Below are 19,552 nucleotides of genomic sequence, written 5' to 3'. Positions count from 1 at the left end.
TAAGTATTAAGCAAAGAGTGCAAAATGCAAAGTACATAGTATTACGTGGATGAATAATTATAGAGAACTCCATATTTGGAAAAAAGGGATGCAGCTTGTTGAGGAAATTTATTTCTTATCAAAGAAATTACCGGATGATGAAAAATTTGGATTGACTTCTCAGATTAAAAGATGTAGCGTTTCTATACCATCAAACATTGCAGAGGGAGCAGGTAGAAATTCGAATAAAGAATTCGCCCATTTTCTTAGTATTGCAAATGGCTCAACCACAGAACTTGAAACACAATTAATTCTAACTGTAAACTTGAAATTTTTACTAGAAACAGATATAAATAATACTTTGGCATTATGCAAAGAAATAAAGAATATGAACTATGCATTGCAAAAGAAATTAAGGATATAATAACTCCAAACTTTGTACTTAATACTAAGGACTTAATACTTTGTACTTTTTACTTAATACTAAAGACTTAACACAACTATTAAAATGAGAATAATACCAGCCATAGATATCATAGACGGTAAGTGTGTACGCCTTTCCAAAGGGGATTATGATACCAAGAAGATATACAATGAAAACCCGTTAGAAGTTGCGAAAGAGTTCGAAGCGCACGGAATAAAACACTTGCATTTAGTGGATTTAGATGGTGCAAAATCTAAGCATATTGTGAACCATAAAGTGCTAGAACAAATTGCAAGCAAAACCGGGCTGCAGATTGATTTTGGTGGCGGATTGAAGACTGATGAAGATTTACGTATCGCTTTTGAAAGTGGTGCCAAGCAAATTACTGGTGGTAGTATTGCTGTTAAGGATGCTGAAACATTTATTGGTTGGATAGAAAAGCATGGTTCCGATAAAATAATATTGGGAGCCGATGCTATGGATGAAAAAGTAGCTGTTTCGGGCTGGTTAGAAGAATCTAAAGAAGAGTTGATTCCTTTTATCCAATCGTACCAAGAAAAGGGAATTCAATACGTAATTTGTACCGATATTAGCAAAGATGGTATGTTAGAAGGTCCGTCTTTTAATTTATACTCAAAAATAATCAGTTCAACGGAACCTGGAATAAAACTAATTGCAAGTGGCGGAATATCTACTTTTGATGAGTTGCCTAAATTAGCCGAAATGGGTTGTGAAGGTACAATTATAGGTAAGGCTATTTACGAGAACAGAATTAGTTTAAAACAGTTGGAATCTTATATTTTAAGCAATGGATAAGGAATTTCAAATCATTGAAGAGCTAAAGCAAAATGCTTTGTATCGTATAGATGAAAGTACACGTATGATAAAGAAAAGTCTTGCTGATATTTCTGAAGAAGAACTGTGGCAAAAACCGAACGCTTCTTTAAATAGCATTGCAAATTTAATTCTTCATTTATGTGGTAATATATCGCAATACGCAATATCGTCTTTAGGAGAAAATGAAGACATAAGAAATCGTGATGCAGAGTTTGCTGCTACCGATGGTTACACCAAAGAAGAATTGCTGAATAAGTTGGATGATGTGCTAGACTCGGCAAAAAGAATCATTTTTGATGCTTCAACAGCTCAATTGGTTCAAAAACGTTCGGTACAGGGATTTTCTTTTTCTGGAATAGGTATTATTCTCCATGTGGTAGAACACTACTCATATCATACTGGACAAATAGCTTTTTGGGTAAAACAGTTGAAAAATAAGGACCTTGGCTTTTATGACGGAGTAGATTTGAATATAAAAAATAAGTAACGAGATAAAAGTACAGAGTACAGAGTACAAAGTACGAAGTACTGAGGTTACAGTAATTGGCAACTTGATGTTAACAAAGAATACTTAGTACTTAATACTAAGTACTTAATACTTTAAAAAAAATGCTTGCAAAAAGAATAATTCCTTGTTTGGATATAAAAGACGGTAGAACGGTTAAAGGCGTGAATTTTGTTGATTTACGAGATGCCGGTGACCCTGTTGAACTTGCTGAAATTTACAGTAAAGAAGGGGCAGATGAATTGGTCTTTTTAGACATTTCGGCAACCGAACAAAAACGCAAAACATTGGCTGATTTGGTATACAGAGTTGCCGAAAAAGTGAACATTCCATTTACAGTAGGTGGCGGAATTTCCTCTGTAGAAGATGTAGATATTTTATTGCAAAATGGTGCCGATAAAGTGTCTATAAACTCCTCGGCAGTTAAGAATCCGCAGTTGATTAACGATTTGGTGGCTAAATTTGGTTCACAGTGTATTGTGGTGGCTATTGATGCCAAACAGATAGATGGAGAATGGATCGTGCATTTAGTGGGTGGCAAAGTACCTACAGAGCGTAAGTTATTTGAATGGGCTAAGGAGGTTGAAGAGCGTGGTGCTGGTGAAATACTGTTCACATCAATGGATAATGATGGTACCAAAGATGGTTTTGCCAATGAAGCTTTGGCAAGATTATCCACAGAATTGAACATACCCATTATCGCTTCTGGTGGTGCAGGTAATATGCAACATTTCTCGGATACTTTTATAGAAGGAAAAGCAGATGCAGCTTTGGCGGCAAGTGTTTTTCATTTTAAGGAAATAGGGATTCAGGAATTGAAACTTGAATTACAAGGGAACGGGATTCCAGTGAGGGTTTAGTTTCACTAAGTAGTCGCTAAGTGGTTAGTAGGCAGTTACAGTTTTCAGTAGTCAGAATGTCTCCTGAATTAACCTACAAAGACAGGCGCTTTAGAAGGCTTTAGGATACAATTTTTCACATCGGTTACACTGAGTGAACTGAATAAAAATAGGGACAACAAGCAGAAGTTATACAATGAAAAAAATAGGATTAATAGGTGGTATTACTTGGCAGTCTACTCAGTTGTATTACCAATTGTTAAATACAATGGTGGCAGAAGAACTGGGCGGACAAAGTTCTTGTCACTGCATTATTGAATCTGTGAACTTTGCTGAGTTTTCTAAAAAACAAGCTGCAGGAGATTGGGATGCTTTGCATAAAGAAATGACGAATATTGCATTAAGGCTGCAAGATGCCGGAGCAGAAATTATCGTTATTTGCGCCAATACCATGCATCTAAGTGCTCCAATAATGAAGAAAAGTTTGACTGTTCCGGTGCTTCATATTGTTGAAGTAATCGGTAAGGCTATACAAGCCAAAGGTTGCAAAAAGGTTTTGTTGTTGGGTACCAGGTATACCATGGAAATGGATTTTTTCAAGGATATCCTTAGTGATAAATTTGGTATTGAAGCTTTGGTGCCAAACGAGAATGATAGAGATACGGTGCATAACATCATTTATAATGAACTTGCAAAAGGTGTGATTAAAGATGAGTCTAAAAAAAAATATGTAGATATCATCAAAAAAGGGGAGAAGGAAGGTGCACAAGCCGTAATTTTAGGCTGTACGGAAATACCATTGTTAATTTCCCAAGCAGATTGTGACATACCTGCATTTGACACAACAAAGGAGCATGCTAAAGCTGCCGTTGAGTTTGCATTAGGGTAACAGCAGACAATTTTCAAAACTGCATGTCATTTTGAGTTTACCTTACGGTTAACAAGATTTAGAATAATATAAAGTAAAAATAGAAGATAGTACATATGGAGTTTAAAACACCGGATTGGAATAAAACAAACGACGGATTAATACCTGCGATTATACAAGATGCACGTACTAAAAACGTATTAATGTTGGGCTACATGAATGCTGAAGCGCTAAGTAAAACCACCGAAACGGGTAAGGTTACTTTCTTTAGTAGATCTAAAAACCGATTATGGACCAAAGGTGAGGAAAGTGGCAATTTTCTAAATTTGGTATCCATTAAAAATGATTGCGATCAAGATTCTTTATTGATAATGGTAAATCCTATAGGTCCTACATGCCATACTGGTACCGATACTTGTTGGAAGGAAAGCAATGATTCAAACTTTGGGTTCTTCTCTGAATTGGAATCAACTATTGAACACAGGCGCACGAATGCCGATGGAGAAAAATCATATGTAGCTTCCTTATTTGCAAAAGGCATTAATAAAGTAGCCCAGAAAGTGGGAGAGGAGGCCGTTGAAACTGTAATTGAGGCCATGGATAATAATGATGAGCTTTTCTTGTACGAAAGTGCCGATCTATTGTTTCATTATCTAATGCTCTTACAAGCAAAAGGTTTTACACTAAAAGATATTGAGGCTGAATTGATGAAACGTAAAAAGTAAAATAGTATTAACTAAAATGCACAAAGTATTAGATTTATATTAGTTTGTTGGCTTACTACATCATTCTGCCGTAAACGTATCATTATCCTTATCCTCGATCCAGTTGTATTCAATTTCCCAGGCAACGTTTCTGGCAAAATCAATGCCATGACGGTCGGCTAAAAAACCTAGTGCCATGTCCATACCAGCGCTTACTCCAGAGGAGGTATAATAATTTCCATCTACCTTCCAACGAGCTTTTTTATCCCATTCAACTTCCTGTCCGTTGGTCATTACCCAAGAAAAGGCCCGTTTGTTTGAGGTGGCTTTACGGTCATCTAAAAGTCCAGATTTTGCCAATAGGGCACTTCCTGTGCAAACCGTTAATACATAATCGCTAGATAGTGAAACGTCCTTTATTTTATTGATAAGTACTTCATTTTTCACCTCTATCCGGGTTCCAAGACCTCCAGGAATTAAAAAGGCAAATGGTTTTTTGGTTATGGTCGATAGTTTTTCGGTCATGATCGGTACCCGATGTCGGTTCGTGACAACCCCACCTTCCAGCGAATAGAATCTTAAAATATAGTGGTCTGTCAATCTGCCAAATATTTCTGCGGGACCAAAAACATCCAACGTTTCGTAATTATCGAACAGCAAAAAGGCGATTTCTTTCTTTTCCATGGTGTCTGTTGCTTGATTCTGCGCAAACGCACTACAACTCATCAATAGTAAAATAGCAGCGATTACTTTTGGAGCGAAATTTTTAAAGGTTGGTATGGGTATCATGAATTTGGTTTTTCAGCAGTTCGTTTCGTTTTACCTCCCCTAAGGTACTTTTATCTGGGTACTTATGAAATGAAGATTGTGGAATTAAGTAGGGCAAAATTTATGGGTTTAATGAAAATTTCGCTCCATAATTACATAATTTAAACCACCTTTTATAAACTCAACAGGGGTCAGCTGCATATTAAATTTAGCGTAGAAATTTGTTTTTGAGGTCCGTGCATTGCACCAAATTCTGGTAAGGTTGTTTTCTGCAGCAATATTCATGATTGCATTCAACAAAATTGTTCCATAGCCTTTTCCTTGATATTCATGGAGTGTGGCGAATTTCCGAAACTGTGCTTCTTTACCCTTTATAAACAATGAAATTACAGCAATTAAATTGCTATCTATGATTAATCCGTAATGAGTGCCTTCATCATCTTCGGGCAAACGAACATAATCAATTGTCTCATTTGGCCACATGACCTTGTGCCGTATGGGTAAGGCTTCCTCTATAGTTATTTGCTTTATGGTATAGGACGGCATTTAAAAAAAATATAAAGTTTAATAGAATATTATAAAACCAGATTTTCTTGAAATTTCCCTACTTTTTCCCATTCAAACGATACGGGTGACCATTCTGCATTTTGGAGGTTTGTTTGCGATGAATGTTCTCTAACGAATACTTGATTGTTTGCACAGAATACATGCTTTGCAACAATCTTTACTTGACCGTATCTACTGCGTTTTGAAGATTTTGCCATTATTGTATATTTTTTTTATATCTGTTGCGCCCCATATTAAATACCCCAACCTTAATTCCTATACCGGCAGAAAAACCGTTGATATTAACCGTACGAGTAGGTGGAAGGTTAATGCGACTGGAAAAACGATATTTAACGCCAGCCTCAAGCTGTAAATACCTAGAGATGTTGAACAAGGCGCTTACACCTGGTTCTGCCACAAATACTGCATTGATATCATCCCCTGTTAGGTCCTCTTCAATATAATCAGGGTCGCGGAAATTGTTCTCAACATAACCAACACCGCCAGCACCTATTAAAAGGGGGAAAGATAGATTAACCAGTTTTTTACTGAAAAAGATTGGTTCTAGGTGTAAGCCGCCGTACGCAACAATGATATCTTCAAATCTGCCGCGTTGATCGTTATAAATATCCTGTTCAGAATACAGAAAATTTCCTGCAAATCCTACTTCAAACTGCTGGTTGGCAACATAGGCAACCTTAAGTTCTCCAACATATGTATTATTACCATCAATTTCACCTAAGCGTGTAGACAGCCCCAAATACACTCCATGTACTACATTCTTACGATCATTGAATTCAAGGTAATCGCCAGTTTCCTCCTGTGCATGACTGTAAAATGCGGAAAGAAAAAAGTACAGAAGAAGGCTAATTTGAAGTGGTTTCATTACTGTTCGATTTTTGATTGATTATCTAATAGACAAACTAAGCAACAAATAGTTGCATCAAAAACCATTATTTTTTTAATAAAAACCAATAAATCTGGATTTTGTTGTGCAAAACTATCGCTAATTGTTTTTAAACAAGATTGTTAGTAGTATCATTTGCACCCCATGAATCCAGACCAAGCAAAATAGTTTTAAGGGATTTTCCACGTTCGGTCAAACCATATTCTACTTTTGGTGGTACAACAGGATACACAACACGTTCTACCAAACCATCTTTTTCCAATTCCCGTACGGTTTGGGTAAACATTTTGTTAGATATTCCCGGCACTTTTTTCTGAAGTACTCCGGATCGTAATGGGCCATCTAATAAATGAAAAAGTACAATAGGTTTCCATTTGGTACCAATTAGGTTCATCGTATGGTCTAACGGGCAATATTTTTTGGAACTCATTTAAATTTTAATTATTTGATAATCAACAATATACTCTTTTTGGTAACTATAGCACTTTTAGGTAAGTTATTGTCCATAAGGCAAATATAGATTTATTTTGTAGTAAAATTAGAATTATGGATAAGAATAAAGAATACCCAAAATCATTTTCGCATATTGGTATTACAGTACCGGATTTGAAAAAAGCAGTAGAATTTTACTCAGAAGTAATGGGCTGGTATGTTATCATGAAACCATCAAAAATTAAAAAAGAAAAAGAAACAGCGATCGGTTTAATGTGTATTGATGTTTTTGGTGATGATTGGGAAGAGTTTGAAATTGCACATATGTCCACTTCTGATGGCATAGGCGTAGAATTGTTCTCTTTTCCTCATGGGGTAAAAGAAGCACCGGAATTCAATCCGTTTAATACGGGATTATTTCACTTTTGCATTCAAGACCCAAATATAGAAGATTTGGTCGCTAAAATTGTGGCACATGGGGGCAAACAACGTATGCCTATACGTTCTTACTACCCAAATGACAAACCCTATAAAATGTGCTATGTTGAAGACCCTTTCGGAATTGTTTTTGAAGTATATACGCACAGTTACGAATTAACCTATTCGTCCGGTGCATATTCAGAATAGTCTTTTTAGATGTTAATAAATGCGATTGGTGATCTATTGATTGTCAATCGCTTTTTATTTATATTTACTTATCCCTCAGACTGTTTCATTATAAAACCACCTTTCTTCCATGAAATTATCTGTTCCATTTTATCGTTTTATTCTTTTAATTATTACCTGGCTTTTATTTATTTCCCATTCTAAATCTTTTGATCATTATTCTAATCCTAAGGTATCGGAAGAATTGGAGTTTAAAACAGACGGACTCTATTTTGCCGAATTTTACGATTATATTTTTCGTGGTCATTTTGAGAATCTGGAAATGAAAAGGGACGATATGTTCTTTTTAGTCATTTTCGATAAGTATTTACGTGCTTACGGTGGGCAATGCGATCGCTATTTACCAGCAGGTAAGGTTGAAATTTTAAATCAAGTCTGTAAGACGGAAGAGGTTACAAAAAATGGATGGGGAGATGTTGTTAGTAGGGTTTGTGTGGAGTATACTTGGGTAGGCAGTGGTCTGTATGCCAAACCGGAACTTTATACCGCCTATGCGGAAATTGATCAAATACAACGCTCTAAAGGTTTAAGTACCATGGTGGATATGATTACCAACCCTAATAGCATGGGAAATTCGGTAGATATGATTCATAAAACAAACGGACTCAATAATGATATGGTAAAACTTTTTCAAATGAATGCCTGTAGCAGTGCTGGTTTAAAGCGTTTTGAAGAGAATTTAGAATTATTTGCATTGAACAAAGCACCTATACGAATGCAAGAGGCCAGTAAATATACTACCATGAAAAAATCTGGAGGTCCTACCGGAAACCAAAATTTCAATAAATTAATTGATGACTTGGTGTATGATCAATCTAAAACGTGGGCTTTCAATAAATATACCGCTGGTAGTATTTCTAATGTTCAAGCGTCATTAAAGGATAGTGAAGGTAGGCCTAAGGAACTAAGTGCTTATTATAACTTTTCCGGTTTTAGCGGTAATAGTAAAGGTTCTGTGCGCATAACCTTTGAAAAAGGATTGCCAAAATGTATTTATTTTTATGACTATCCCCAAAATTGCAAAACGCCCAATAGCAGTATATTGGCCGCTTTTGCAGAAGGTAAATATGCAAATTGAACGTTTATTGTCCCATAACTTATCAGGCCAGGTCATTATAACTTGTTTCTTGTGAAGATAGCTCCATTAAATTTCTTTTAATAAAACAACTCCCTTTTTACCTGTAATGGTAATTTTTCCGTTTCCGTTATTTCCGTATTTGGCATTTATTTCGCGTAATTTTTTACCATTGTCCAACATTTTAGAATCTACATCATAAAATGTTTTCGGCAAACGTACCAAACCTTCCTCCAAGACTGCCGAGAATTGATGTGCAAAATGGCTAATGTTCAAACTGACTTCACTGGATTCTTGTTCAATATCTATTTTAGAATTTTGATTTAATATCTGGTGTATTTTAAAATCAGCAATTTTCATGTCCAGTATAACATTGCTTTTTAGCTCATGAAGAACCAAGTTGGAAAATTTAAGTGATCCTTTAATGTTTTCTACACTTTGAAGGGTAATTTCATCTTTATTGGAAAGTAATTCTAAGTTGGATGAAGATTGTATTCTTATTGCACTGCCACTACTATTAATATACATTGTATACGCATCATCCATATCAAGTTCTCCGTTATTAAGGGTAATATTACTGTTTATAATATTCTTGGCTTTCAGTTTTCCGTACTTTAAGGAAAGTTCGGCTTTGGTAATGTTTCTATTGATGTAGATATCACCATGTTGAATATCCGCTATCAAGATTCCGTCCCAATCTTCAATTAATACATCGCCAAATTTATTGCTGATATTCAGAATGGTCTTAAATGGCATATGAACATTATAATCGATTTGAACATTGCTACGGTCAAAATCGAACGGATTGGCTTTTTCGAACAAATTGGCAAAGAACCCTGAGTTCTTGTCCGCAATTTCATAACTCACGGATAAATAATTGTCACCGGATTTAATGATAGGAGCAATTCTTTGCAATAGTTCAATGGCGTTTTCTTTTTTCTTATGGGTAACCGTCATATGAACAGTAATGGAAACTTCGTTTTTGCTCCATCCATAGACCGTGACATTTCCGTATTTGTTTTCTAAATGGAGTTCGTCACCCGTTGCGAAAGCATAGGACTTCGTAACTTTTTTAGATACCCTTTCTTGTGCCGTAACCATGTGGCCAATGACCAATGCCATGGTAAAAAACAGCAGCCTTTTATAAAGTATATCCATATTCCTCATCTTTAAGTTTTGACTCGTTTAATTGTCGCAATAGATTTTCTATCAATTCTATGCGCTTTCTATAATTTGCTACAATGGCCTCCAATACCCGTTCATTGTCCAGGTTGTTTTGCATTTCTAACCGCAATTCCTCGTATTCTTGGTCCAATTCATCAATAAAGGATAAAAACTCGGCCTTGTCCGTCTCGGATAATTGTTCGTTTTTATGCACAAGTTGTATTTGGTAAGAAACCAATCCTTGGTAATGCATATCGATATCCCTTAATTCCTGAGATGCAAATTGATGTTCTTGTGCATTGTTGCCCAAAAAGATGCTGCCAAGTATTCCCGTTATACCTATTAGTAACAAAAAACTGGCCGCAATTTTAAACAGTGGAGACTTCCATAACGGAATGACCTTAGGCTGTGTATGACCAAGTTCCGCCTCAATATTTTCCCATAGTTTGGCGCGGTCTGCTTTTTGGTCGTTAAAGAATGCTTTGTTCTCTTTTATATATTTTTCAAGACTATCCATTACAATGCATTTATAATTTGAACTAATTTCTTTTTTGCCCTATGGTATTGTGATTTTGAGGTGGATGTGGTTATGCCCAAAACCTCTCCAATTTCAATATGATCATACCCTTCCAATAAGTACAGGTTAATAATTTGCTGATATCCCAAGGGTAATTTTTGTATGCCCGTTTTAATCTTTTCCAGCGCTAAAGGAAGTTCCGCTACTGTTTCCTCTTCATCCGTAAGATGATGGTCATGATCATCCATATTGGCCAAGGCAAGACGTTTTACCTTTAAATGGTTAATGCTTTTGTTGATTACAATTCTTTTAAGCCATGCCCCAAACGTACTTTCGTATTTGAAGGTATGCAGGTTTCTAAAAGCGTCCACAAAACTTTCCTGTACAATATCTTCTGCATCTTCCTTTATGCGCAAGTAGCGTAACCCTATATTATACATGGCGTCTACATAGAGCTCGTACAGTTTGTACTGCGAGTTTCTATCACCTGCCTTACTTTTTTCGACAAGGGATTTATGCGTAAAACGTATGTTGGTATCCAGTTCCTTCAAGAGGGTTGTTTATGGGCTAATTCACGCTACTGTTATAAAGACAACCAAATTTATATAAGGTTGCATATCACGTTCATTATTTAGGCACTAAAGTAAGTAAATGATTAAGTGGGCTAAAGGTTATTGTATGTTGTCTAATGTTATTATTTCCTTAAAATATCGTGTGAATGCAACCTTTCTTGCTTTCAATTGTCAATAGGGTGTTCATCATTCAAAATATATAACATGACAGTAAAATTAAAAAGGCATTATTGGCGTCAAAGACTATTCTTTTGTATGGTCTTATTGCTAATGATTACCAGTACCCAAGTCGTTGCGCAAAGTACCTATACCGTTAGCGGTAAGATAAGTGATATTAAAAATGGCGAAACCCTGTTTGGGGCATCGGTTTTTTTGGAAGGAACCTCTATTGGGGTGGTTACCAATGAATACGGTTTTTATTCGTTGACCGCACCGGAAGGAAAATACACGTTGTTGGTCACTTTCATGGGTTATACGGATATACAACAGGAAATTAACCTTACCCAAAATCAACAATTCAATTTTGAAATATCAGAAGCTTCCACACAATTGGATGAAGTAGAAGTTATAGCGGATGAACCTGAACGCGCCATACTGCGTAAACCGGAAATGAGCGTGCTTAAAATGAATATTGAGACGGTAAAACAAATGCCCGTGGTTTTGGGTGAAGTGGATATTTTAAAATCCCTACAAATGCTTCCAGGGGTAACCAATAACGGTGAAGGTACCGGCGGTTTTCACGTACGTGGTGGTGCGGGCGACCAAAACCTGGTTCTGTTGGATGAGGCTATCATTTACAATACATCGCACATGTTCGGTTTTTTCTCGGTCTTCAATGCGGATGCCATTAAAGATGTAAAACTGTACAAAGGCGGTATACCGGCAAGGTATGGTGGGCGTGTTTCCTCAGTGTTAGATGTTAGGCAGAAAGACGGTAACAGCAAACGGTTCACTGCAACGGGCGGCATCGGTATCATATCTAGCCGTTTGGCACTGGAAGCACCTTTGTTTAAAGAAAAAGGTTCTTTTTTAATTGCTGGTCGTCGTTCTTATGCCGATCTGTTGTTAAAAGCTGCGGGGGAAGATAATAGCGTAAGTTTTTACGATCTAAACTTAAAAACGAATTATAAGATCAATACGAACAACCGACTTTTTCTTTCCGGTTATTTTGGGCGCGATGCTTTTGAGCTGGGAGAAAACTTTAGTAGTTCTTATGGGAATTCAACAGCTAACCTGCGTTGGAACCACATTTTTAACGATAAACTTTTTTCTAACCTATCAGCTATTTATAGTAAGTATGACTACGAGCTGGGTATTACCTCTGCGGAGTTCGATTGGGTGTCGTCCATTACCAATTACAATCTAAAATATGACTTAAAGTATTACTTCAGCGATACATTTAAGCTAGATTTTGGAGCCAGCGGTATACATTATGAGTTTGATCCCGGTGAAATTATTCCTACCACCGAAACTTCATCGGTCAATCCTTTGATATTGGATAAGAAAAAGGCATTGGAAACAGGGTTGTATGTAAATGCGGAACATAAATTAACGGAGAAGCTGACTGCACAATACGGTTTGCGCTACAGTGCATTCTCTAGACTTGGTGGTCAACCCATAACGGAGTATGCCAATAATCAACCGGTAGTCTATAATGAGGACCTAGGTATTTATGAACGTGGTGAAGCCATTGGCGAAACGGTATACGAAAAGGGAGACGCCATTAAGACCTTTGGTAATTTGGAGCCTAGGGCGTCATTGGCATATACCTTAAATGATAACTCTTCTTTAAAGGCCGGTTTTTCTAGGGTGGCACAATACATACATCTATTATCCAACACTTCTTCGGCTACGCCATTAGATGTTTGGACACCAAGCGGTCAGTATATAGACCCGCAATTATCCAATCAGTATGCCTTGGGCTACTTCCGTAATTTTAAGAACACGGCGTATTCCATGGAGGCTGAGATCTATTATAAGAATACCGATAATAGAATCGATTATATAGATGGTTCTGATCTTATTGGGCAGAATACTATTGAAACCGAAATATTGAAAGGGGAGTCCAGGGCGTACGGACTAGAGCTTTTATTCCGTAAGAACGAGGGTAAATTTACGGGGTGGATTTCCTATACGCTATCCAAGTCAGAGCAGCGAACTCCCGGTGGTAATGCCGGTGGTTTGGGTATTAATGACGGTAATTGGTACAACACTCCTTATGATAGAACGCATGATGTCTCTATATCCGGGTCATATCGATTAAACGATAAATGGAGTTTTGGTACCAATTTGGTATTTCAAACGGGTAGACCTGTTACGTATCCTAATGGTCAATATGAGTATGAGGGCGTTTCCATTGCTAGTTATTCCGATAGAAATTCCGATCGCTTACCTGCGTATCATCGTTTAGATCTGTCGGTTAACTATAAGCCTAACAGAAAGCCAAATGCCAAATTAAAGGGGGAGTGGGTACTTGGAATTTATAACGCCTATAACCGCAAGAATGCTGCTTCGGTATCCTTTGGGCAGAATATAGAAACGGGGGCAAATGAGGCTACCAGAACCGCCATATTCGGAATTGTACCATCCATTACCTATAACTTTAAATTTTAATACGATGAAAAATTATATAAAACCAATAATAGCCCTGTTCACCGTTATTCTTACGTGTTGTACCGATGTTATAGATGTTGACGTACAAACAGATACCTTACGTTTGGTGGTGGAGGCGTCCTTAGACTGGGAAAAAGGAACTACGGGTAATGATCAAGTGATCACCCTACGTACGTCCACACCTTTTTTTGACACTGAAAGAACCAATGTTACGGGTGCGGAAGTTAATGTAACCAATAACGCTACGGGAGAAGTTTTTCGTTTTACCGATCAGAATGACGGTACTTATACCACAAGCACCTTTCAACCTCAATTGTTCGCCACCTATACTTTGGAAATTGTGTATAATGGAGAACGATATGTTGCCGAAGATACGATGAATCCTGTTCCCAATATTACCGATATCTACCAAGATACGGAAGACGGGTTTGATGATGAAGCTATTGAACTGCATATTGTATTTACAGATTTTGAGGACGAAGGCGATAATTACCTTTTTAAGTTTGAACGACCACAAGACCTGTTACCTACTTTGGAAACGGGCGATGATGAGTTTATAAACGGGAACGAAGTGGACTGGTGGTATGAGATTGATGATGATGAGGACGAGGAAATAAAACCGTTATTACCTGGTGATGTTGTAAACATCAGCATGCACGGTATTTCCAGATCGTATTTTAACTATATGGATATTGTTATAGACCAAATGGGCGGAGTAGGTATTTTTGAAGCTACACCGGTAGATGTTCGCGGTAATTGCATAAATACGACCAACCCGGATAATTATGCCCATGGTTATTTTAGGGTAACGGAAACCAATAGGGTAAGTTATACGGTAGAGTAGAAGATATTTTGAAAAATGAAAAAGCCAAACTCAAATTTAACATGAGCTTGGCTTTTTTTAGTTTGGTGAATGCAGCCCCATTTTATTGCCTTCAGAGTCCAGGAATATAGCGTAATAACCGCTTTCGTCTGCATGAAGCGATTTTGGAACTATAATCTCACCACCGTTGATTTCGACTTTGTCGAGTATAGCTTGTAAGTTATCCCCGCCATTTAAGTAAATGGTTATTCCGTTTGCAGAAGGGGTATAGCCTTCCGCTTTCATGATAACTCCAGTGACCATTTGGTTTTCATAGGGGAATATACCCATTTGCATTTCCGGAAATTCCATTTTGTCTATTTCTATGTCCAAAATAGCTTGGTAAAAATTTACCGCCCTTGTAATATCAGTAGCCGGAATTTCAAAAATGGAAATAAAACTTTTCATATCGCTTTTGTTTTCAGTTGCGTGCGTATTCATTGCTTTATCTTGAGCATTACAGTCAATTCCCCAAAAAGTAAATAATACCGCACCTAAAAATATTGCCTTTTTCATTTGTAGTGTTTACATGTAAAATACAAATATGGAATAGTATTCAACTAAAAAATTGTAAAAATGCGACACGCAGGCTATTTATAGAACAAGGTAGAGAGTGCCATTTGTTCATTGCTTAAGAATGCTGTGGGGCTAATGCCGGTAAATTCCTTAAAATCCTTATTAAAATGGGCTTGGTCAAAATAGTCGCTTTCATAGGCAATTTTGGTAAGGCTGTCCGTTTCTTTGTTCAGTAGCATTTTTAATGCCGATTGCAATCGTATGACCTTGCCCAATTGTTTAGGACTAACGCCAATCTGCTTTTTAAAATTTCTTTCCAATTGTCTTCTTTTGGACAAATAATCTTTGAGAATGGTGGTAATAGCCGCAGTACCGTTTGAAGATAAAAGTGCATCTACGGTTTGCTTTACAATAGTATCAATGGTGGATTGTTCATTCAACCTTTCTAAAAGGAATTTTTCAATAACTACAATGCGTTGTTTTGTGTCTTCTGCATTAATGATGTTGCGCTCCAGTTCATTGACAATTGAAGCTTCAAACAGTGAGGTTAACGGGGTTTCTTTATTTGCCAATTGTTCAATGGGTTTAGTAACAAAATTGGCAAAGCCATAAGGGTAGAAACGTATTGCAAAAGTGTTTACATAGCCCGTAGGTTCAATAAAAAAGGGTGCTAGGGTTTGCCCAAGTACCATGGCACGTGGTTGTAGTATAAATTCATCTTGCGAAGTATAGCGTTTAATTTCATCGCCAAGAATAAACGCCATTTCAATACAACCATCTGGTACTATGCGCTGTCTTTCTGCATTATATTCAGCAGGAATTTCCAAAGTCCAATAACAACTTACCAAAGCTTTTAGGTCTTGATGTGGTTGAAATGTTTGGTAGTTCATTGTTTTAGGATGTTGTTGGTGAGGGATGTGACGATAGAGTTATGAACAGTACGGGGGCAAACTCGCGTTTGCTTTCCGCCACGCACATAGCGAAAACTTTTTGTTTTGTTTTTTCTTTTTTCTAGTCAAAGCGAAATACAACAGATTTAGCGACATTATAAATATAAATGAACCTCACGAATAAGACACAAGACCGCATTAATTATAGGCTTTGTTAGCTCAATTATTTTGTTTTTTCCACATAACATTGAGTTGCGATTCCATTTTCGTCTAATATCACCCATAAATATTTGATGTATTCCGGGTCAATGTTCCATTCGTATTTTTCACGAACTAAATATTTTAATTTTTTCTCTGTTTCAATTTCAGGTTTTCCGAGCACTTCAATCACGCTGATTTTATCAAGTCCGATTAGAGTGTCGCTTTTTATTAAGTCCGAAACCATTTTTTCTCTATGTTCCGTTATTTGCCAATCCACTCCATTTTTATTCCATTCGGCAGAGTCAAATTTAATTTCATTTTTACAGCCTATAAAGAAAACCATTATTGAAATCCAAATTACGATTTTTAATGTCGTGAAGATCTTCATAATTAGAGCTAACGTATGATTAGTGGCGCGTTTAAACACCTAATTTAGCAAATAAAAACCGAATAGAAAATCCGAGAGGATTTTTGTAAGTAGACTAGAGCTAGCAATAAATTATGTACGGTGTTGTGCATAGTATTTATTGAAAATCAGTAGAATTTATTTCCACTTCATATTCATAAAGTTCCGTCGTGTTATTAATTGGAATTTCAATGATATGATTTAAAAAAGGACTTGAAGTTCCTATTTGAAAAGTAATTTCGTTAACCACATTTTTATCAATCCAAATTCGTCTAACTGAATTTTGTGTCGAAGGTGGTATTGGGTCAATTAATCTTTCTGGAAATTGTTTGTAGACATTTATTTCTTTAGATATTTCGTCTGTTATTATTACTTTCAAGTCTACAGGATAAAGTCTCAAACCCTCAAAATTCAGTTCTTCTTGGCTTCCAATACTTTCGTCTTGAATAAATTCGACCAAGTTTGGTATATGTACTTGTTCATTAAAGTCAAGTTGAATTTGATATCCATTTCCATTTCCAGTTGTAGTAAATGGTAAATTATAATCTCCATTTATGTTGGTCGTAGTCGAATCTATAAACCCTTTAAATATATAATTCGTTCCAGCAAATGTTCCTTGCGTGCTATATTCCGCTAATTTTACTTTCTCATTTACTATTGGAATATCATTAGTTGAGTCATAAATTTTTCCAAATATTAAAGTTTCAATATCGGCAGGAATTGGGTCTTCTTCACAGCTCATAACTAGAAGCGAAAAAAAGATTAATATGTAAATCAAATTTTTCTTCATAGCAGTAGGTTTATATTGTGCACAACGGTTGGGCTAAGCGTAGTGCGGGAGCAAGGAAACTTTTCGTTTCCGTCTGCGCACGAAGCTATAGCTTATTGTTTTGCTTTTTCTTTTTTGTTCCAAAGCTAAATCCATAAGATTTAGCGACTTCATAAATATACACAGACCTTTCGGTTTTGCGCTAAAGTCCGCATTACGTTTAGGCATTGTTGTAAAACGTTTTTATTCAGATTCGTGTTTTATATGATTTAAAACTCTTTCGTGTATTCGATGAACTATGAAGTCAGACCAACCTTTCCAATATATTTCAGGATAAATATCCACTTTGTACCAGGTCGTTCCTTCCAGTTCTGTTTTACTTTCAGATATTTTGGTTAATTTGAATTGACCCTTGTAAGATTTAAAATATCCATCCAAATGTGGAGGATGCACATCCCAAAAAGGATTTAATTCGTTCATTGGAGTTGGCTGCTCCTTAACATCGAATTGCAATAAATTTGGCTCGTCCCATGTTGTTATTGGCTCAATAAAACTACCTGTGGTGAAATTACAATACCGTACTGCTCCAACACCCTTTCCAACGATTGTGGCGTCAGTTGGGTAAGCTATACCAGTTTTGAAAATCCAGTCAGTAGGTTCGCTGATTTTGTCAAATGTGACTACGTTATTCCATACTGCTTCAATAGGTGCGTTTACAATTATTTTGGTTCGAACGGGTATTAGGTCCTTCGGCTTGTTGAAGTAGTCGAAACTGGTGAACCCAAATGATAGTAAAACCAATATGATAGTTGTGTTTTTTGGATTCATGAAATTTGAACCAGAGCTTTTATATCCGATATAGGAACCCAACCATACTGCAAGAGCAAGAAGAGGACTTGCCATTAGTAGGCAAATAATACCTTCAATTGCAAAAACTAAGAGAGCAAGACAAGCAAGACCTAAAGCAGCAAAGCTTAATCTATAAGCCATACTTTTAGTTATTGTAATTTTCTTTCCAGAAATATATGGTGGTAAAAACCCAATTATGAAAGGAATAAAAAGAAAAACACTCCAACCATAATCTCCAAGGTAGTTGATTGAAACAAAGCCTAGAATTTGAATTAGGACAAGAGTTATTAATATGGAAATTAGGTGAGTTTTATTCAATTTTAAATGTTTTACAACAATTGTATATGCACACAATTGCACATATTTCATCTATAAAAGTAATCTAATTCCCACCCACATTAAAAAAGACCTATCAACAGTTATTAACAGGCATTTATGAAGTTTAAACTTAGAACTATGCTTACCACCATACCACAAAGAACTTCTCAAACGTGTTGTTTTTCTTCATCCAAACCATGGGAGCGCTGTTGTTTTTTAAGCGTTCTGTAATAGCTATAACAATTTCTTCATGTGAGCGAAATGCTACGGTGTCCATAGGGTGCAACACCCATTCACTTTTGGTAGGGATATAGAATGTATGCGGTGTAAAGTCAGCCGTATGAAATGCTGCCAAGCGTAACCAATAGCCTATAATACAATTTTTGTTTAACGGTGCAATGGATAATGTGTCACTGGAATAAGGTTGAAATAACTGGGCTTTATAGCAAACTTGCTGCATTATGTTTTCGGTTTCAATTCCTTTTTCTAACAATGCGGAGCGCCCAATAGGCGTGTGAATCAATGAAAATTGGTTGTTCTTTATCTTTACTAACTTGGCATAAAAGGCATCGCGCCGGTTGGGTCCTACCAGTTGGTGTATGGGTTCTTTGATATCGGTGTCGATCAAATAGAATTTATAGGTCAATTCTATGTGAATTAACTGCTTTGTAGCGGTTTCCTGAACAATAAAATCTATTTCACCAATAGTCCGTTTTTCTTCTCGTAGGGGCATATTGTGCAGGAGAACATCATACGCATTACTAGCTTCTAACAACTGTTTGCACACAAATTCCATTTGATGTCCCAAGCGCAATTTTTCCGGTATTTCACTTACCACATAACTATCTGCAGCCACAACAGGAAACTGAAACTGAAGTACGCCAAACTGCACACCTTCCCAAAGCGGTGGAGTGCTTAAAAAGCCTTGTATCTGTTTGATGGTTGTAGCTTGTTGGTCGATGGTTTATCTTTTTAGTTGTTGGTTGTCGGTTGTTTATAAATAGTGTTGCTAAATACCGGTAACTGAGCGTAGCCGAAGTTACTTTTTTAAAACGCTACGCGCAAAACGTAGCATGCTATTCGTTTTGCACCGGTATCTTTTCGCTACGCCATTGGTATGCGCAAAGCGAATAGCGCAAAGCGCCAAGTATAAAACCAACAACGAACATCCAACAACGAACATCCAACAACTAACAACCAACAACGAGCAACCAACAACGATCAACGAATAATGAACAACTAACAACCAACAACCAATCTTAAACAACAACGTTAACATTTCCCAAAAGCCGAGGGCATCCAAGGTAAAAGTGTTAATTTTATAG

The 19,552-nt window shown here is 36.7% G+C and carries 24 protein-coding genes; 10 read left to right on the top strand and 14 right to left on the bottom strand.

Annotated features, from left to right (window positions below; translation table 11 throughout):
• Positions 1-49 precede the first annotated feature (49 nt).
• The 6 genes from CHB68_RS08790 (at position 50) to hisIE (ending at position 4,177) form a co-directional block, all read left to right on the top strand.
• Positions 50-403 (top strand): four helix bundle protein, encoded by a 354-nt coding sequence (locus tag CHB68_RS08790; RefSeq protein ID WP_089260462.1) that lies wholly within the window; start codon positions 50-52, stop codon positions 401-403.
• Between the two features lie 84 nt (positions 404-487).
• The gene (gene hisA / locus CHB68_RS08785) at positions 488-1,219 is read left to right on the top strand and encodes a 1-(5-phosphoribosyl)-5-[(5-phosphoribosylamino)methylideneamino]imidazole-4-carboxamide isomerase (RefSeq protein ID WP_089260461.1); all 732 of its coding nucleotides are present in this window, start codon (positions 488-490) and stop codon (positions 1,217-1,219) included.
• Positions 1,212-1,727, top strand: coding sequence for a DinB family protein (locus CHB68_RS08780; protein ID WP_089260460.1), 516 nt, complete (start codon positions 1,212-1,214; stop codon positions 1,725-1,727). Before hisA ends, CHB68_RS08780 begins: the two co-directional genes overlap by 8 nt.
• 122 nt (positions 1,728-1,849) lie before the next feature.
• Entirely contained in the window at positions 1,850-2,605 is a 756-nt protein-coding gene (gene hisF, locus CHB68_RS08775) for an imidazole glycerol phosphate synthase subunit HisF (protein ID WP_089260459.1), read from the top strand.
• Positions 2,606-2,780: 175 nt separating this feature from the next.
• The gene (locus CHB68_RS08770; protein WP_089260458.1) at positions 2,781-3,473 is read left to right on the top strand and encodes an aspartate/glutamate racemase family protein; all 693 of its coding nucleotides are present in this window, start codon (positions 2,781-2,783) and stop codon (positions 3,471-3,473) included.
• A gap of 95 nt (positions 3,474-3,568) precedes the next feature.
• Complete coding sequence (gene hisIE, locus CHB68_RS08765) at positions 3,569-4,177, top strand: bifunctional phosphoribosyl-AMP cyclohydrolase/phosphoribosyl-ATP diphosphatase HisIE (protein ID WP_089260457.1); 609 nt, start codon at positions 3,569-3,571, stop codon at positions 4,175-4,177.
• Positions 4,178-4,237: 60 nt separating this feature from the next.
• Here the strand turns inward: hisIE and CHB68_RS08760 are convergent, their stop codons facing one another.
• The 5 genes from CHB68_RS08760 to CHB68_RS08740 form a co-directional block, all read right to left on the bottom strand.
• Entirely contained in the window at positions 4,238-4,945 is a 708-nt protein-coding gene (locus CHB68_RS08760; protein WP_218822493.1) for a DJ-1/PfpI family protein, read from the bottom strand.
• Between the two features lie 108 nt (positions 4,946-5,053).
• Positions 5,054-5,470, bottom strand: coding sequence for a GNAT family N-acetyltransferase (locus tag CHB68_RS08755; protein ID WP_245838892.1), 417 nt, complete (start codon positions 5,468-5,470; stop codon positions 5,054-5,056).
• A gap of 29 nt (positions 5,471-5,499) precedes the next feature.
• A complete protein-coding gene (locus CHB68_RS08750) occupies positions 5,500-5,688 on the bottom strand; it encodes a hypothetical protein (protein WP_089260455.1) in 189 nt (62 codons plus the stop codon).
• A complete protein-coding gene (locus tag CHB68_RS08745) occupies positions 5,688-6,356 on the bottom strand; it encodes a hypothetical protein (protein WP_089260454.1) in 669 nt (222 codons plus the stop codon). The genes CHB68_RS08750 and CHB68_RS08745 overlap by 1 nt, the downstream gene beginning before the upstream one ends.
• Before the next feature lie 130 nt (positions 6,357-6,486).
• Positions 6,487-6,807 (bottom strand): winged helix-turn-helix transcriptional regulator, encoded by a 321-nt coding sequence (locus tag CHB68_RS08740; protein ID WP_089260453.1) that lies wholly within the window; start codon positions 6,805-6,807, stop codon positions 6,487-6,489.
• 116 nt (positions 6,808-6,923) lie between these two features.
• Here CHB68_RS08740 and CHB68_RS08735 point away from each other — a divergent pair, with 116 nt between their 5' ends.
• Positions 6,924-7,436, top strand: coding sequence for a VOC family protein (locus tag CHB68_RS08735; RefSeq protein ID WP_074673699.1), 513 nt, complete (start codon positions 6,924-6,926; stop codon positions 7,434-7,436).
• 109 nt (positions 7,437-7,545) lie between these two features.
• Entirely contained in the window at positions 7,546-8,553 is a 1,008-nt protein-coding gene (locus CHB68_RS08730; RefSeq protein WP_089260452.1) for a hypothetical protein, read from the top strand.
• A gap of 66 nt (positions 8,554-8,619) precedes the next feature.
• Here the strand turns inward: CHB68_RS08730 and CHB68_RS08725 are convergent, their stop codons facing one another.
• From CHB68_RS08725 to CHB68_RS08715, 3 genes are read right to left on the bottom strand one after another with little or no spacing between them, the layout of a single operon-like run.
• Positions 8,620-9,708, bottom strand: coding sequence for a hypothetical protein (locus tag CHB68_RS08725; RefSeq protein WP_143815188.1), 1,089 nt, complete (start codon positions 9,706-9,708; stop codon positions 8,620-8,622).
• Positions 9,692-10,231, bottom strand: coding sequence for a hypothetical protein (locus tag CHB68_RS08720; RefSeq protein ID WP_089260450.1), 540 nt, complete (start codon positions 10,229-10,231; stop codon positions 9,692-9,694). Before CHB68_RS08720 ends, CHB68_RS08725 begins: the two co-directional genes overlap by 17 nt.
• A complete protein-coding gene (locus CHB68_RS08715) occupies positions 10,231-10,782 on the bottom strand; it encodes an RNA polymerase sigma factor (protein ID WP_245838891.1) in 552 nt (183 codons plus the stop codon). The genes CHB68_RS08720 and CHB68_RS08715 overlap by 1 nt, the downstream gene beginning before the upstream one ends.
• Positions 10,783-11,007: 225 nt before the next feature.
• Here CHB68_RS08715 and CHB68_RS08710 point away from each other — a divergent pair, with 225 nt between their 5' ends.
• Together CHB68_RS08710 and CHB68_RS08705 are read left to right on the top strand one after the other, a co-directional pair.
• Positions 11,008-13,416: a TonB-dependent receptor gene (locus tag CHB68_RS08710; protein WP_089260449.1), complete on the top strand. Its 2,409-nt coding sequence runs from the start codon at positions 11,008-11,010 to the stop codon at positions 13,414-13,416.
• A gap of 4 nt (positions 13,417-13,420) precedes the next feature.
• Positions 13,421-14,260, top strand: a complete 840-nt coding sequence (locus tag CHB68_RS08705; RefSeq protein WP_089260448.1) for a DUF4249 family protein — start codon at positions 13,421-13,423, stop codon at positions 14,258-14,260.
• A gap of 57 nt (positions 14,261-14,317) precedes the next feature.
• Here CHB68_RS08705 and CHB68_RS08700 read toward each other — a convergent pair whose 3' ends face one another.
• The 6 genes from CHB68_RS08700 to CHB68_RS08675 all read right to left on the bottom strand — a co-directional run bounded on the left by CHB68_RS08700 (position 14,318) and on the right by CHB68_RS08675 (position 19,119).
• Complete coding sequence (locus CHB68_RS08700; protein WP_245838889.1) at positions 14,318-14,794, bottom strand: VOC family protein; 477 nt, start codon at positions 14,792-14,794, stop codon at positions 14,318-14,320.
• 74 nt (positions 14,795-14,868) lie between these two features.
• Positions 14,869-15,684 carry an AraC family transcriptional regulator gene (locus tag CHB68_RS08695; RefSeq protein ID WP_089260447.1) on the bottom strand — a complete coding sequence of 272 codons (816 nt, stop codon included), beginning with the start codon at positions 15,682-15,684 and terminating at the stop codon, positions 14,869-14,871.
• Between the two features lie 223 nt (positions 15,685-15,907).
• Complete coding sequence (locus tag CHB68_RS08690) at positions 15,908-16,273, bottom strand: hypothetical protein (protein ID WP_089260446.1); 366 nt, start codon at positions 16,271-16,273, stop codon at positions 15,908-15,910.
• A 136-nt stretch (positions 16,274-16,409) separates the two neighbouring features.
• Positions 16,410-17,081: a hypothetical protein gene (locus tag CHB68_RS08685; protein ID WP_143815187.1), complete on the bottom strand. Its 672-nt coding sequence runs from the start codon at positions 17,079-17,081 to the stop codon at positions 16,410-16,412.
• Between the two features lie 222 nt (positions 17,082-17,303).
• Positions 17,304-18,227 carry an SRPBCC family protein gene (locus CHB68_RS08680; protein WP_089260623.1) on the bottom strand — a complete coding sequence of 308 codons (924 nt, stop codon included), beginning with the start codon at positions 18,225-18,227 and terminating at the stop codon, positions 17,304-17,306.
• A gap of 142 nt (positions 18,228-18,369) precedes the next feature.
• Positions 18,370-19,119 (bottom strand): DUF1853 family protein, encoded by a 750-nt coding sequence (locus CHB68_RS08675; protein WP_089260444.1) that lies wholly within the window; start codon positions 19,117-19,119, stop codon positions 18,370-18,372.
• Positions 19,120-19,552: the final 433 nt, after the last annotated feature.

The sequence above is a fragment of the Maribacter sedimenticola genome (assembly GCF_900188415.1).
Taxonomy (GTDB): domain Bacteria; phylum Bacteroidota; class Bacteroidia; order Flavobacteriales; family Flavobacteriaceae; genus Maribacter; species Maribacter sedimenticola.
This window is presented reverse-complemented; position numbering and strand designations above follow the sequence as displayed.